Annotated in this window: 12 protein-coding genes; all 12 read right to left on the bottom strand. The window is 36.1% G+C overall.

The genetic code is table 11. From position 1 onward, the window contains the following. Complete coding sequence (locus tag B5G00_RS03845; protein ID WP_087268769.1) at positions 1 to 933, bottom strand: glycosyltransferase family 2 protein; 933 nt, start codon at positions 931 to 933, stop codon at positions 1 to 3. Between the two features lie 60 nt (positions 934 to 993). After that, positions 994 to 3,558: a YfhO family protein gene (locus tag B5G00_RS03850; protein ID WP_087268772.1), complete on the bottom strand. Its 2,565-nt coding sequence runs from the start codon at positions 3,556 to 3,558 to the stop codon at positions 994 to 996. 158 nt (positions 3,559 to 3,716) lie between these two features. Continuing rightward, positions 3,717 to 4,376 carry a hypothetical protein gene (locus tag B5G00_RS19240; protein WP_087268775.1) on the bottom strand — a complete coding sequence of 220 codons (660 nt, stop codon included), beginning with the start codon at positions 4,374 to 4,376 and terminating at the stop codon, positions 3,717 to 3,719. Beyond that, positions 4,376 to 5,626 carry an AAA family ATPase gene (locus B5G00_RS03860; protein ID WP_087268778.1) on the bottom strand — a complete coding sequence of 417 codons (1,251 nt, stop codon included), beginning with the start codon at positions 5,624 to 5,626 and terminating at the stop codon, positions 4,376 to 4,378. Before B5G00_RS03860 ends, B5G00_RS19240 begins: the two co-directional genes overlap by 1 nt. A 196-nt stretch (positions 5,627 to 5,822) precedes the next feature. Next, a complete protein-coding gene (locus tag B5G00_RS03865; RefSeq protein ID WP_087268781.1) occupies positions 5,823 to 8,093 on the bottom strand; it encodes a GH25 family lysozyme in 2,271 nt (756 codons plus the stop codon). Positions 8,094 to 8,118: 25 nt separating this feature from the next. Continuing rightward, complete coding sequence (locus tag B5G00_RS03870; protein ID WP_087268784.1) at positions 8,119 to 9,624, bottom strand: L,D-transpeptidase family protein; 1,506 nt, start codon at positions 9,622 to 9,624, stop codon at positions 8,119 to 8,121. A gap of 86 nt (positions 9,625 to 9,710) precedes the next feature. Next, positions 9,711 to 11,123: a lipopolysaccharide biosynthesis protein gene (locus B5G00_RS03875; RefSeq protein WP_087268788.1), complete on the bottom strand. Its 1,413-nt coding sequence runs from the start codon at positions 11,121 to 11,123 to the stop codon at positions 9,711 to 9,713. A gap of 4 nt (positions 11,124 to 11,127) precedes the next feature. Then, positions 11,128 to 11,631, bottom strand: coding sequence for a GNAT family N-acetyltransferase (locus tag B5G00_RS03880; protein ID WP_087268791.1), 504 nt, complete (start codon positions 11,629 to 11,631; stop codon positions 11,128 to 11,130). 11 nt (positions 11,632 to 11,642) lie between these two features. Then, the gene (locus B5G00_RS03885) at positions 11,643 to 12,746 is read right to left on the bottom strand and encodes a DegT/DnrJ/EryC1/StrS family aminotransferase (RefSeq protein WP_087268794.1); all 1,104 of its coding nucleotides are present in this window, start codon (positions 12,744 to 12,746) and stop codon (positions 11,643 to 11,645) included. A gap of 33 nt (positions 12,747 to 12,779) precedes the next feature. Next, positions 12,780 to 14,531 (bottom strand): hypothetical protein, encoded by a 1,752-nt coding sequence (locus B5G00_RS03890; protein ID WP_087268796.1) that lies wholly within the window; start codon positions 14,529 to 14,531, stop codon positions 12,780 to 12,782. Positions 14,532 to 14,534: 3 nt separating this feature from the next. Further along, the gene (locus B5G00_RS03895) at positions 14,535 to 14,939 is read right to left on the bottom strand and encodes a sugar 3,4-ketoisomerase (RefSeq protein ID WP_087268799.1); all 405 of its coding nucleotides are present in this window, start codon (positions 14,937 to 14,939) and stop codon (positions 14,535 to 14,537) included. 29 nt (positions 14,940 to 14,968) lie between these two features. Next, positions 14,969 to 16,210, bottom strand: a complete 1,242-nt coding sequence (locus tag B5G00_RS03900; protein ID WP_087268803.1) for a glycosyltransferase — start codon at positions 16,208 to 16,210, stop codon at positions 14,969 to 14,971. Positions 16,211 to 16,225 lie beyond the last annotated feature (15 nt).

Here is a 16,225-nt window from a genome sequence, read left to right on the forward strand (position 1 = left end):
TCAGCTCTCCTTTACCTCAGAGATGATATAAACCGGTCTCCGCTTTACCTCTTCATAAATCTTTGCCAGATAATAGCCCATAATTCCCAGGCTTGTCATGATCACACTGCCAATGATCAGAAGCAGCAAAATCACTGTGGTAAATCCCTGCACTGCATGTCCAGTAAAATATCTTATCAAAGTCTGTATTCCTAAAATTAAGGCTCCTATGAAGGTCAGTCCGCCTGCAACAGTCACAAACTGCATAGGTACGGTAGAAAAAGCCGCGATATTTTTTACTGCATATTTTACCAGCGACCATTTAGACCACTTAGATGTACCGAACTCTCTTTCTCTTACATCAAATTCCACTTCTGTTTTCTTATAGCCCACCCAGGATGACAAGCCGCGGAAGAACATATTTCTCTCCGGCATACTAAGAATACTTTTTACTACTTTCCTGTCCATCAGCTTGAAATCAGAAGCTCTGGACATGTCAATTCCCGTTGCCTTTGTCATTAAACGGTAAAAAAGTTTTGCACTGGATTTATAAACCAGGCTTTCTTTTCCTCTAGTCCGCTTCACTCCTTCTACAACTTCATATCCCTCCTGCCATAAACGATACATTTCCACAAGAGTTTCCGGGGGATGCTGCATATCACAGTCCATCACTACACAAGCCTCTCCGGAGGCGTTGGCAAGCCCAGCCAGTATAGCCGCCTCCTTGCCAAAGTTTCTGGAAAAGCTTACTCCCTTTACCCGGCTCTGCTCCAGTTCCGCTTTTCCCTGTTCTATTATTTCTTCAATCCTGGTCCATGTATCATCTTTTGAGCCGTCATTAACATAGACAAGCTCAAAGGGAATTTTAGCCTGTGATAAGACCTTTTTAATTTCTATGTAGGCATTTTTGATGTTGCCCGATTCATTATAAGATGGTAATACAATAGATAACATAATCTTTCTCTTTTCTATTCACACTAAAAATTCATAATAACTATATCATTCGATATTCTTTTATTCAAGTCTTTTCGCAGATTCCACCTGTTCAGCAATCTTCTCCTTATCTGCTTTAAATATGCCTATTTTTCTTTTTCCCAAAAAGACTAGAAGGCTTATCAATGTAATAATGAATCCTAGTTTTAGTCCAGGAACCGTATAATGCATCTCGATCTCACATTTTCCCTTCGGTATCTCAATTCCGATAAAAGCATCCAATGCTTTATGATAAGTTTGAGATTCACCGTTTATCTCTATGGTCCATCCTTCTTCATATGGAATTGTCAAAAGGATTTCCCTTTCGTCACTGCTGTCTGATACGGCAGAAATTAATCCATCTTCCATACTGGTAATATCCAGCCCATTCGTTTTCAGCTTTTGAATAGCCTCTTCAAAAACGTTCATGTTTAAAGTACCCGTATGAATACCATAATCTTCAGCAAATGCATGCCCGCCAGTCTCTATTCTCACTGTGACTACATCGCCCTGCTGATAATTTCCCAAATATTCAACTTGATTGTTATACCATGTATTACTCGATATATATTCTCCATTCACATACAGAGTCATTCCGTCTTGTCCATTTGAAAAATACACATATAGGGGACCACTTTTGTTGACCGCAACATTCCATTCGATGTAGCTGTTATAATCTGAATCTTTTACAGTATTTTCTCCCCAGCTATAAAGCTCTATCTCCTTTCCTAAGATTGTTTCATATAAAAGTTCCTGATTTTCCAAGGCATTGGTACCAAATTCAACTGTCTCAGCTGCATCTGCAATTTCATAAGCTAAGGACAGCGCATATGGATTTTCGTAGATCCCCATACCATCCGCTTCTGTATTTCCAACTAGATTGCAGCCTGGAATATCTTTATCCGAATAAATATATTTTACTCCCATTAATGCATCCATGGCCAAAATCGGTGTATAAGTTACCAGCGTCGTATCACCTGTATATCCTATATTTTTCATCAGCTGTGCAGCTTTTACATTATTAGCAGAACTATAATTTGATATGCTGCTGTATCCAAACGCCATAGACTCATTATTACAGCCTCCACTAACTGGGCGAGTAAAGGTTTTATCTATGCGGTAGAAACTACTGTCATTTTCTTTTATCGTATTTACAGATGTTTGTATTGTTTCATTGTAATTGGCATACGCTTCTTTGCTATTTGTATAGGTAGAAAATTCCATTTGGAGTTTTTGTGAAAACTCAGTAATGTTGCAGCATATTATGATAGCGAATGCAAAAACACACATTCTTTTTCTTTTCGTATCCAGCATTATCAATGCCGCACCAATGAGAAATACAATAATTCCGCTTAGATACGCCATCTCTCTATTAGAGTATGGCTTAACATAATCAAGCAAACATAGCCCTGTCAAAAGAATCAAAAGCCCTTTTTTTATATTATCCCCCAAATGTTCATAGATTTCTGCTAAGCACATGGCAGCAACCACAATCATAAAAAAGGAAAATATAAATGCATATCTGTAAGTATGGGAAGATGGAATTTTAAAGGCTGTAAAAATATAATTCAAAGGTCTAAAACAGAACACAAACATCATTCCCAATAGAAAAAATGCTCCTAAGGATTTTTTCAGCAGACTTACTTTTTCAGATAAAAAGAATAAAACTACCAGGATCAGTACAAAGCTTCCTATATAAATGGGCGGGCTCATTTCACTCCATGTAAGTTTGTCCCCCTCCAAAAACAAATCTCTAAAGCCGTCTAAAAAAGAAAACCCGAAAATTGGGGTAAAAATAGAGAAGTCAAATCCCTCTCCATTTCTGCTCATCTGCAATGTCTGGGGAAGAAACAGAAAACAGGAAGCCCCTACAGCCAGAATTGAATCTATCCCAAATCCAATAACTTTCTTTATCAAATGTTTTAAATCCAGCGCACGTTTATCTCCATAAAAAAGGACCAGTTCAAATATCAGATATATGACTGCAAAAATGCAAAGCATATATCCAATATACCAATTTGAAATTATCCCGTAAGCAAGAGCAAAGAAATAGACGGCAGACTTTCTTTCCCATACAAGTCTATAAATCCCCAAAGCGATCAATGGCAATGTCATAACTCCATCCAGCCACATAATATTTGTACATTGAAGAACATTATAGCCCATAAGGCCATAACTTACTGCCATGATGACTTCAAAAAACGGCAGCACTGCAAATCTTTTTTCTAAGTATATGTATGCCATAATACCGCATAATATTAGTTTTAAAGGGATCAGTAATGTGAGAAATTCTGCCATATGTTCCGGCTCAACAAAATAGCTTAGAATATTGAGGGGTGATGCAAGATAATATGCCAGTAAAGTAATCGTACTGCCTCCCATCCCCATATTGAAAGAATACAGCAATGAGTCTTCTCCATGAAGCATATTCCGAAACCAAATAAAAAAATCTAAATACTGATATTGCATATCATTATAGATCAGTATCTTGTCACCAAAAGGAAATACCTTTTCACTAAAAAATGCTATAAGGATAATAACGCTGATCAACATAATAACTGCTGGTATACCGTAATATCTGAAGTGTACATTTTTCTCTCTATGCATTTTTCTTCTCCACCTTGTTTTCAATTATTTGCACCTTTCTATCATCTTCAAAATCTCAGATGCACAAATACCGCCAGCCCACATAGGCTGACGGAAGAAATACATTTATAAATCTCGAAATATAGCCTTTTTCATGCATCTGCATTATGGACAGCATATCAGACCAGATAATCTAATAACTGTGGAAATTGCTGAGCATTGTCTCTTATGTAATTTCTCTTAAAAGCTGCAAATTTTGACTCCCTTCTAAGCAAAGCCTTTAACTTTCGTAATACGATTCTGGAATCTGGATGCCGTTTCATCTCTTCCAGATTATCATATAAAACATTCATTTCTTTATTTAATTCCTGAAATCTCATGTCACTTTTATATGTTCGCATTCCTGTATTTTTAATATTAAATACTTCCTGAATGAGTGAAGCTGTCAGCACAGCAGTCTGATCACCGGAGTCTTTAGCCTTTACACAAACGTCTCGGGCCTGCAGTTCAAAATTAATATACATCTCAGGATCCTGTTTACAGCAGTCCATAATTCCCTCATCATATTTTTCCTGATTTTTCACTTTGTTACAGTGCCCGCAAACCCAGAAAAGATTGTTCCAATCAAATTTTCTCTCCGGGTACTTTCCATTTTTATGCGGCAATAAGTGCTCTACTTCTGGATCTTGTAAATCTTTAAGCTCACAAATATAGCATTTATTATGAAAATCCGCTTTCAATTTTTCAATTACATCTGGTTTTGAGTAACTGCCAGATAATTTTTTAGCCTCAACCGCTAAAGATTCAGGTGCCGGAAAGGATCTTTCTATTTTTACCATCAGATATCCTCCCTGTTTTCAAGTTCCATTTTCAGCCGCTGATATTCTGTTGTTAAATTTAAAGCTAAATAATCTGGAATTTCATCTAAAAACATCTCTAATTCTGTAATTTCTTCAAAATCATCATCTGTCAGATCTTTCTTATTTACTAATTCTTTATATCTTTCAAACTTTTTTTCCAGAGTTGCAGACATTTCACTTGCATTAAAATATCCTTCTACGATACCTCCATATGGAACATCCGACAGTCCATTTTCCACTAAAATCTTTTTTTCTAAATCATATATCACTGCGTTCTCAATACTGTTTAATATAAAAGGAGAGTGTGTGGACATAATAAATTGTATATTAGGGAATATTGTTGTTAATAGTCCTAAGACGTTTTTCTGCAGTTCAAGATGAAGATGTGTTTCTATTTCATCTACTAATACTATCCCAGGTATAGTAAAATTAAATGTCCTTTTCGTTTTCTTTTCCATACGGACAATAATATCTAATACAATATCCAGCACTGCTGCGAAACCGCTGGACATTTCATTGATGCTAAAAGGTTCCTTGTCTTTCTCTTGAATATAAAAGGAGAATGTATCCTCTTCGAAAACTAATTTCAAAGAAGGATCATCAAAAACCTTTCTCAGCAAATCTTGAAATTTATCGAACCAGGATTTGATCTCATTTGCTTTTTCAACCTTTCCGTTATTCCTAGCTAGGGCTTCTGTTACTTTCAGATCCAACAGATATTTTGCAAATACTTCTCTGGGAGTTTCTGATAAAGCATAATTATCTTTTAACTCTACCTTTTCCACATGCTTGGGGGCATCCGCTTTGAATATTCTGTCTGCTTTATAGTAAGCCAGGATAAGTTCCCCTTTTTCAAAGTAGTATCTCAAAACATTTGACGGTTGATTAAATTCCAGGGATACCCCGTTTTTCATACGCTCTAATTCTTTGGTATAATATTCAACATTTTTCTCTGCTTCCAGAAGCTCTGCATTTTTTTCTCCACACGCCTGTAGTTCCTTTAATCTTTTTTCAAAAAACTGTAAATTATCTTCATAAAGCTTCTGATTATCAGAAATTACTAATTCATTTAAATGGCCAGACAATGCTTCTAAAACACTGGTTTTTCCACTTCCATTTTTTCCTGTAAAAATTAAATGTTTTATTTTTTCCCTCGATAGGGGTATCGTAATATTGTTCAGATGTCTCACATGATCTATTTTCAAATTTGAAATATAAATATTTTCCAAAACAGCGCCTCCCTTATCTTAGATTACCTACAAATTTCAATACCGAATAATTTCATTGTATGAAAAAGGCATACAAATTGCAAGATATAATCTGGCTTTCCTGTCGCTATAATTATCTCTTATCTTCTAAATTTCATAAAAATGCCCTAAGAATCGAAGATATTATATCTCCAATTCCAGGGCATCTGTTCCTTAATTATTGTGTCACATAAGCATTTGCCGTACTTCCTGGCGCTGACGCGCCTTTTGCTACAAGCTGGATTTCTATGCCTTCCAATCTCTTAGACAAACCGCTGGTACCTGCTTCTTCTCCATTTTTCGCCCAGCCAAGCCAGCCGTAGGTTTCTGCATGTACCCGATAATAAATATCAAAATGATTTGCCATGTCTCCAGTCAATTCAATTTGGATAGCTTCCAGGCGCTTCATTTCTCCAACAGTTCCCGATATTGCATCATTTCCCACAAAGTTCTGCCAGCCATAGTCCTGGACATGGGTACGATATTGGATGCTGCCGGAATACTGCTGATTTGCAAGCCGTATTCTGATTCCTTCTAATCTTTTGCTTTCTCCTGAGGTTCCGGCCATCTGTCCATCGGTTACATAAGTTTGCCAGCCATAGTCCTGCACTTGCGTGCTATACTGTAAATTCGGCTGACGATAAGCGCCTTCCGTACTTCCCGGCGCTGCGCCTCCTTTTTCTACCAGCTGAATCTGGATTCCTTCCAACCTGTAAGAATAGCCGCTGGTACCTGCCTCTTCTCCATTTTTCGCCCAGCCAAGCCAGCCGAAAGTCTGTGCATGTACACGATAATATATATCATAGTGATTGGCCATATCTCCGGTCAATTCAATCTTAATGGCCTCCAAGCGTTTTAACTCTCCCGTAGTTCCTGCAGTCTGGTTATTTTCTACAAATCCCTGCCAGCCGTAGTCCTGGACATGGGTGCTGTAACGAATTCCGCCAGAATATTTCTGATTTGCAAGCTGTATCCGAATTCCTTCCAGTCTCTTGCTTTCTCCTGAAGTACCAGCCATAGCGCCATCTACTACATATTCCTGCCAGCCATAATCCTGTACGTGGGTAGTATATTGTATAGCCGGCTCTCTATAGGAATTCTCCATAGAACCTGGAGCACTTCCTCCCTTAGCTACCAGTTTCACCTGCACTGCCTGAATATATTTGCTGCAGCCTGTACTTCCTGCAGACAGCCCATTTTTTGTCCATCCAAGCCAGCCATAATCCTGTGCATGTACTCGATAATAAATATCATATTGATTGGCCATGTCTCCGGTCAGACGAATCTGAATTGCTTCTATACGCCTTCCCTCGCCAGCTGCACCGCTGGCTTCACCGTTCTTCTTCCATGAAGATTCCCAGCCGCTGCTCTGCAGATGGGAGCGATATTCAATATTTCCGCTGATATTTCCCTGTCTCTGTAAAGAGATCATCATCCCTTCAAGCTGTCTGGACTTGCCTTCTGTTCCGCTGATGTTTCCATCCTGAACGCTGGACTGCCAGCCGATACCTTCTACATAAGACTGATAGCTTACTCTTGGATTACTGTATACCCCTGTATTATTCTTATCAATAAAGAAGTTAAGATCTACATTACCAGTGATTCCGTCCACCTTGCCTGTAGATGAACATTGCCAGATATCATAAGAGCCAGTATATGTACATCTGTAATTATACTGCGCCACCCATTTTGACCAGTTGGGATTATTAAAAGCACTGTCTGTCAGGTAGTTTGTCCACCAGTTTGTATTTGAGTAAATACCTACTTCATAACCGGCATTGGATATGATATTGCAAAAATTTGCAGCAAGCTGCCCTAGCTGCGCTTTTGTCATATTTAATTGTGAATTCTCTTCCAAATCGTAGTAAACTGGATAAGAAGGATTATGCCCCTCTAAAAGACGCAGCACATGTTCCGCTTCTCCCTGGGCACGATCCGGTGAAGTCGCGTAAGAATACAGATATACACCATATGGTATTCCCAAGCGCTCACACTCTGATACATTATATTCCCATGTATCATCATCCTGATTGGTCTGATCCTGTCCATATCCGCATCTGATAATTGCAAAGTCTATTCCGTCTGCCTTTACTTTTGCCCAGTCAATTTTACCATTATGCTCACTTACATCAATTCCCTTCAGAGTAGCCCCTTCAATGACTTCTCCTCTGCTGTTCACATACTGACCGTTTACTTTCTCCCAAGCATTTGATACAGCTGATCTTGAAAACACGCCCGGCCCTTCTTCATAAATTCTTTCACCGTCTTTATAACGCCAGCTGTTTTCCTTTAACTGACTCTCATCAATACTTTCTGCCGTATCGGTTGAATTATCATTTGCCTCTGATACTGCTGCATACCCCTGAACAGGACCCAGTACAACGCTTCCCGCCATAAATCCGGTCAGGGTAAGCATAGCTATTAGTTTTTTGATTCTCTTTTTCTTCATCTTTTTTCCTTTTCTTTATTTGTGCTTAATATAGACCAAGATTAGCTTCATAATCAATGATAATCTTTGCATCACTTCTTAGATTTTGAAGCACCGTGATCATATTACTTTCCGGAATAGAAATACAGCCTGCCGTAGTACCTGCTCCCTGACAGTGTAGAAAAATCGCACTGCCTTTTCCTACGATACATTCCGGATTATAATCTACAGCAACACAATAATTATAAACACCAGGATAATCAATCAAGTGTTCTCCGCCGCCTTGCCGATAGTCCGGAGCAACAGAAGCATCTACCAATTTATTATAATATTGCTCTGGCTCTCCACTCCAATAATGGTTTTTATTAACCTGTAGATATCCCTGAGGACATCCAGGGTCCGCTTTTATTCCAAATGGAGTATGCAGCGCATAAATACCTGACGGAGTCTTTTTATCTCCCTCTTTTTCCTTTTGGATTCCCTGGGAGCCTAATCTTCCTGTTACAGAGAAATTTTCACTCCAGCTGCTTCCATATTTGGTATACATAGTAACCGTCGCATAATTGATATTATAAGCTGACACTACAATAATCTGGGAACTACTTTGAGAAGCTTCCAGGCTGGTGATCCATGGCTCATTTCCTTTAGAAACCAGTTTGATTTCTATAGCTTCCAATCGGTAACTGAGACCTTCCGTTCCTGCAGTCTCCCCATTTTTCACCCAGTCCTGCCAGCCGATATTCTGAACATGGACCCGATAATACACATCCAAATAATTGGATATATCCCCGGTCAGACGAATTTGTATAGCCTCCAGACGTTTACATTCTCCGGAAGTACCTGCCAGCTCTCCATCGCTGACAAATCCCTGCCATCCATCTTCCTGCACATGGGTCCGATATTCAATCCCACCAGAATACTTTTGGTTCACTAACTGAATCTTTATGCCCTCCAAACGTTTTCCCTCACCGGAAGTTCCACTGAGCTGATCATCTGAAGCTGATGCCTGCCAACCGTAGTCCTGTACATGAGTGGTATACTGCAGGCTTGGCTGTTTATATGAGCCATATGTATTCCCCGGAGCCGGGTCGCCTTTAGGGATTATTCGTATTTCTATGCCTTCCAAGCGATAGCTGAATCCAGAAGTTCCGGCGCTCTTGCCATTCTTTGTCCATGCCAGCCAGCCAAATTCCTCTGCATGTACCCTATAGTACACATCATAGTGTTCAGCCATTTCTCCTGTAAGGCGAATCTGAATAGCTTCCAGTCTTTTACATTCTCCTGTGGTTCCTGCTACTGCGCCATTTCCTACATATCCCTGCCAACCATAGTCCTGTACATGTGTCTGATACTCAATTCCTCCTGAGTACTGCTGGTTAGAAAGTTGTATGCGAATTCCTTCCAAACGTTTGCATTCTCCAGATGTACCGCTCATAGCTCCGTCAGAACGCCAATCCTGCCAGCCGTAGTCTTGGACGTGGGTCTGGTAAGTTACCTGAGGTGTTGCCGCATGTATAGCTTTTGACGACAATAAGCTAATAGAAATTAACATTATTAAACTCAAAATAGCCAAAACTATTTTATTTCTTCTTATCACCAGCTCTCCCCCTAATCGATAAAACAAATATTTTTATTTCATCACTTATTCTTAATTAATTGCTTTATATCCTTTCTAAATAAAAAGCAATACTCAACTAATATAAAAATTGCTATAGCTAAAGGAATCAACAATAAATCCCTCATTGCAAATCTCCATAATAAGAAATATGCAAGAAGGCTAAAGGACAAAACATAGAATTTATAGCTTATTCTTAGCAATCCCATTCTTATTAGTATTGTTGCAGTAATCACAATTGAAACTATATATCCCACTAAAGTACCTATAGCAGCACCTTCTATTCCAATTAAAGGAATTAAAATATAATTAAGTACCACATTAACCAAGGCTCCAATAACTAACGCCAATAAATTATACCATGTTTTTTTAATTACGATAAACTGATTAACGATAACCTGGAAAAGCATAAGCATAAGTGGTGCTAGAAACAAGTATGGTGCCACTGTATATCCTTGAACGTAATCACCGGTAAAAAGGATTCTAAAAATTGTCTTACTGCACGCTGCCATCAATATTCCTGCTCCGAATGCAATCGCTGCTAAATATTCAAAAATATGAGAGGTCATATCAACCTGATCCTTATCCTTCATGGTTGAGAAAGCAAAAAACTGCCACCCTCCTGCAAAAGCAGTATAAATCAACTGACTGACTTGTCCCACTTTTCCTCCGATAGCATAAATACCATTATAATCCATTCCAAGCATTTGAGAAATCATCAATCGGTCGCAAGAATTGAAAACCCAGTATACTAAAAAATTAGGGAACAATGGTATCGCTATTGCCAGTAAAGGTCTGAGATATGAAAAGTTTACGCGTTTAATTGAAAACCAACTGTGATTTAATATTGCAAATATTATTTCTATAGTTAATGCCGATACAACCGCCGCTAAAGGAAGTGCTATCACATACATCCCTTTGACTAAAAGTGGTATTGAAATAGCATACGATATAATAGGGCTAAGAGTATTTGTTACAAGAAATACCTTTCTTTGGTTTCTCATCCTCGTAGGTGCTGATACTATTGAATTGGTCGCTCCTATCAGAATACTCATTGCAGACAACACCAAAAGATTTGTATACTTTCTGTCTGAAAAAAATATTTGAGCCCATGTTTCTCTAAATATTATCAATATACAAAATACCAGAATAGACAACCCCATTGTAAATGCTAAGGTTGTAGAACAAATCGTTTTTCTATACGCTTCGTCTTCACTGTCAAAAAATAGCCGAAACATAGCATCATACATTCCCATTACTGCAATAGCAGAGCCAAAAGAAACTATCGTTGTAGATATATCGTTCAGTCCGAAGTAGAATGTATCCGGCATTAAACGTGTAATAATCGGCAGCATTAACAAGGGAACTGCTTTACTAATTACCCCTCCAAGTCCGTATACCAATATATTTTCCAAAAAAAGTTTAAAACGACTCATTCGATCAATCCTTATTTATAAAAGACTCTTTCAGTATTCCAAACCAATATAAATCTTGGAATTTCCCATTAATACATTTATGCTTTCTAAAAATCCCTTCTTCTATAAAGCCCATTTTTTTATAAAATGCTCTTGCTCGGTGATTTTCTTCTAACACATTCAAGTAAACACGCTCTAACTTTAAATCATTAAATGCATACTCCAAAATTTCTTTTGTCGCCACACTGGAAATACCCGTGCCATGTGCTTGCTTCCGAAAAACGACTGCATATTCAGCATTATGGTCTTTCCCTGAAATATTCTTTAAACTTATAGTTCCCTGATATTCGTCCTGATTATTTACAACTGCAAAATGCTGATTTTCTGCACAAAAACTCTGCTCTACAAATTCTCGTGCCATTTTTTCTGTAAAAGATGCAAAATCCACACTAAATATACTGTTAATATCTGGATCATGCATCCATTCAAGCATATAAGGAACATCTTTTTCTTTTAACCTGCGCAGCATAACTTTTCCTCCTAGACTCTAAATCTATTTAAGGTTTCGATTACATAGTCAATTTCTTCGTCTGTCATTCCATAATACATAGGAATACTCAATACAGAGGAAGCTAATTTTTCTGCCACCGGCAGAGACTCTTTGGAAAGCGTCTCGTGACTATATGCTTTTTGTTTATGTATCGGAATCGGATAGTGTTTTGTAGTTCCAATTCCTTTATTATTTAGATATTGTTCCAACGCATCTCTTTCATCTGATTGTACAACAAACAAATGCCATACATTATAGTGCTCCTCATCACATGGTAAAGGGGTTGTTATAAAAGGATTATTAATCTCTTTCAAATACTTATCTGCAATTCTATTTCTATCTTTATTCCATTTTTCCAGATTTTTTAATTTAATTCTTAAGAAAGCTGCCTGCATCTCATCCAGTCTGGAATTATTTCCCTGATATTCATGATGATATTTGATTTTTGAGCCATAGTTACCAAGCATCCTTATTTTTTCTGCTAATTCCGCATCATTTGTTGTAACTGCTCCACCATCGCCTAATGCTCCTAAATTTTTTCCTGGATAAAAGCTAAATGCCGCCGCATAACCCAGAGAACCAACTTTCCTGCCTTTATACAGTGCTCCGTGGGCCTGAGCAGCATCCTCAAGCACTTTCAAATTATATTTATCCGCAATAGCTGTAATCTCATCCATTTCAGCCGCACGTCCATATAAATGTACTGCAATAATTGCCCTAGTTTTGTCTGTAATTTTCTCTTCAATTTTAGCAGGATCAATCGTACATGTGTCAATTTTAGGCTCTACCAAAACGGGAGTTGCACCTGCATATGAAACAGCTAATGCAGTTGCAATAAACGTATTAGATGGTACTATTACTTCATCCCCAGGACCAATGCCCATAGCTTTTAATATTAAAAAAATCGCATCTAATCCTGTCCCACATCCAACGCAGTATTGAGTTCCACAAAACTCAGCAAATTCATTCTCAAAAGCTGCATCTTCTTCACCTTGAATGAACCAGTTCTTATCATATACCTCCTGAAATTTGTTAAATATCTCTTCTTTGATTTCCGAATGCATTTTTTCAAATGATACAAATGGTACCTTCATGTATTCCACCTCATATTATTATTTTCGTTTATACTAATTCAAACTATAAATGTCTAATGTTTCATCCCACACTTTATGATAATCATCTCCTAAAATAGGGCTAATATCATCGCCTGCATTACATATAATTAATGTATTTTCTTGTATATCATTTATTAAAAAGTCTTCATAATTTACAACTTGAATAGATATATCTGATAATAAAAATTGAAGATATTTAGCTTTTGTACCATACAGATCAGTATGCCTAATGTATATTAAATCCGAACATTCTTCTTTTTCTACTACATCTTTTATATTTTCATATGCTGTATATATGTTACTTCTTTCTGCATTGTATTGAGTTATAGAACCATATCCAAGATATCCCCAATAGAACATTAGCAAACATATATATATTCCACTTACTATCCTACAATTAAGTTTCTTATATTTAGAAAAAAATCTGCATATGAAATATATAGCTAATGCAAATAAAATCACTATAAGGACCAGTTTTAGCAAAGATAGATATATAGAATATTGACTCGTGTCATATTTGAAAAAGGCGCCAAATGCAACAGCACTATCAATAGCAAAAGTACTGGTCTCTGCTTCTTCCATTCTATACAAAACAATTGGCAATAATAGAATAACAAATAAAATATAAACACTAATATTTTTCTTCCAATTTTTTTTAGTAGTTACAAAATATATGCCAAAAAGTAAAATAGGGCCTATCATATTGTCTAAATATCTGCCATAGACAGCCATATCTACACGTGTAATATCATGAAGAGTCTGTGTAGAAAATGCAACCAAATTAATAAAAAACGTAACCAGTAAAAATACAGCTATAATTCCTCTGGTTTGTTCTTTTTTAGCAATGTCTTTTCTAAAAAAGTAAAAATATGTATCACGAATAAGTATTCCAAATCCAAACATAAAAAATATATTGCCCGATACAAAAAAATAAAAAAACCTACCTAAAATTCCCTTAACTAACGTAGGAATATTAAAAAGCATACTATAAATCATTCCCAATATGGATATTTCGGTATTTATTGTATTGATATCATTCTTTCCACCAAGATTAGCAAAATACAACTGTTTCATAGAATACCATATAATGATTCCTATAACACAAATTGCCATGAATACAAGAACTTTTTTCCATGATATAATTTTTTTAATTCCAAGGAAAAGTATTAAACAACCAACACATACAGCAATACCTATTGTTCTTAAATGTACTAAAACCATATAAGAGGCTATGATTCCTAATAAAAAAGCCCAAATTACTCTTTGAGACTCTAATGTTTTAATTATTAAAGCAACCAGTAACCAGAATAAAAAATATAAGAAAGTTTCAGATAGTGCAGCTTGTGAATAAAAAAAGTTGCTTGGATAAAATGTTATAGCAAAACATGCAAGAACCCTTAGTTCATTTTTCCATTTTGGAAACAGTTTCTTTGAACAATATTTTGATAAACAAAAGCTAAAGATAATAAAGACAAAATTTAAACATACTATTGATTGGTATAAAACTTCTGGTGTTTTATATAAAAGCCAAAATAGAGGAAACCATAAAATCCCCATCCCCATTCCGTAATACGGATGGTATTGCATAAGCTCTTTCCAATCCCATCCAACTAATGTCGCCGCATTAAATAAGTATCCAAATTCATCTACTGTTGTTCCAGGAATTTTAGCATTAGGAATATATATTGCTGCAATAAATAATATAGCTAGAATGCAAAGGATTGTTAATTTTATTTCATTATTGATAGTTTTCCATAATTTCACCCTTTATCTCACCCTCCCACAATACTCTAAAAACTTTTCATAATCACGTATGTAGTCATTTTCGTCATAATATTGCGATGCTAAAACTAGTAAGACCGCATCTTCTGAAAAATCAAACATTTCACGCCATATATCATTAGCAATATATAATCCTTCATACGGCTTATCTAATACTAGTGTTTCTTTGTCATTTCCATCATCCAATAATATTTTACAAGATCCATGTACACAAATTAGTATTTGTTCTAAGCACTTATGCGCATGGTGGCCTCTACTTACTAGCGTTCCCGTATCATACATATAATAAACTCTTTTAATCTTAAAAGGTATATCCTTCATTTCTTCTATTGCAACTAGTTGTCCTCGATCATCTCCATGTATCGGAAACGTATATTTGGTTATCTCCATTTTAATAAACCCTTTCTATATATTCAAAATTATTTATGCTTAAATTGGTATATCTGAATATATGCCAATAAGGCATCATATACAGATAAAAGAGGTCCTTTAACTTTCGGCAATTGAACATTATCTTTCTCATATGAAAGTATTTGTATCATAACCTCTTCTATATTATAATATTTATCAACAATATCAAAAACACAATGAGCCTGTTTAAAATACGTTTCCTCACTCCAATTCAATATATCTTTTAATACCTCTTCAAAAGTAAAGCTCTTATTTTCACAAAGGTATGGGTTACCACCTAAATTATAGTATTCTTCTGAAAATAGCCCTACTGTTTTGTTTTCCATTTGAAAATCCGTTGCAATTACACTGACTAAGCCAGTAAGAGATGCATCTAATAATGTAGTCCCCATCCCAACATATATATAGCTTTTTCTAAAATATTCATGCAATTCCTCATATGCCACTTCGCCTATAAGAAAAATGTCCTCTTTTACATTATCTGGCAACTCATTTATCTTTTCTTTTACTATATCTACATTAGGGCCATTTCCAATAATTATTAGTTTAAGGTTTGTATACAATTGCTTTAATTTATGAAAATCCTCAATAAGTCCTAAAACATATCCTTTAAAAGGAAATTCCATACGCGTTATTGTTAAAATATTAATTTCGTCTTTTTTTCTTTGAATTCTGCTTTCAATATAGTCTTCCTTAAGCTGTGGAATTTCCATCCCCAGCCGAACAATTGCATCTTTTTGTACATCGGCCTTATACTTCTTTTTATATGCAAGTGCTGTTTCCTCATCCATAAATATGAGGCCTCTATTCTTCACTTTTTTCATAAAAAACTCATACGGATAATTTAAAATATTTTTTTTTGATGCTAATACTGAATATGGATGGAATATATACAGTATCTGACTGCTATAACTACAAATATTATTTTTTTTCCTTATATTAAATATTTTAATAAAGCAGTGTATATCGGCTGCAATAAAAGTATATCGGCAATTTTTTTCTAATACTATTCTATCTCCTTGAGTATTGTAAAGGCTATTATTAAATACATTTGCCGAAAAAAAAGCTATCGTCACATTCAACTCTTTTAAGATCTTATCCCAATTGTAATGTAATTCGCTTTTATCTCGAAGCAGTAGTACAGACTCAACATCATTATTAAAAGCCCATTTAAACATTCTTATTGCATAAGACTCTATACCTCCCATAATAAAATCATGAGAATAGCTAAAAACCAAATAGTCCCTCATATAATTCCAACCTAT

This window comes from Blautia sp. An46 (assembly GCF_002161645.1).
GTDB lineage: Bacteria > Bacillota > Clostridia > Lachnospirales > Lachnospiraceae > Blautia > Blautia ornithocaccae.

Bases quoted from the DNA above. Each gene is read 5' to 3' on its own strand.
- B5G00_RS03845 (WP_087268769.1), bottom strand. From the start codon at position 933: ATGTTATCTATTGTATTACCATCTTATAATGAATCGGGCAACATCAAA.
- B5G00_RS03850 (WP_087268772.1), bottom strand. From the start codon at position 3,558: ATGCATAGAGAGAAAAATGTACACTTCAGATATTACGGTATACCAGCA.
- B5G00_RS19240 (WP_087268775.1), bottom strand. From the start codon at position 4,376: ATGGTAAAAATAGAAAGATCCTTTCCGGCACCTGAATCTTTAGCGGTT.
- B5G00_RS03865 (WP_087268781.1), bottom strand. From the start codon at position 8,093: ATGAAGAAAAAGAGAATCAAAAAACTAATAGCTATGCTTACCCTGACC.
- B5G00_RS03870 (WP_087268784.1), bottom strand. From the start codon at position 9,624: ATGTTAATTTCTATTAGCTTATTGTCGTCAAAAGCTATACATGCGGCA.
- B5G00_RS03875 (WP_087268788.1), bottom strand. From the start codon at position 11,123: ATGAGTCGTTTTAAACTTTTTTTGGAAAATATATTGGTATACGGACTT.
- B5G00_RS03880 (WP_087268791.1), bottom strand. From the start codon at position 11,631: ATGCTGCGCAGGTTAAAAGAAAAAGATGTTCCTTATATGCTTGAATGG.
- B5G00_RS03885 (WP_087268794.1), bottom strand. From the start codon at position 12,746: ATGAAGGTACCATTTGTATCATTTGAAAAAATGCATTCGGAAATCAAA.
- B5G00_RS03895 (WP_087268799.1), bottom strand. From the start codon at position 14,939: ATGGAGATAACCAAATATACGTTTCCGATACATGGAGATGATCGAGGA.
- B5G00_RS03900 (WP_087268803.1), bottom strand. From the start codon at position 16,210: ATGAGGGACTATTTGGTTTTTAGCTATTCTCATGATTTTATTATGGGA.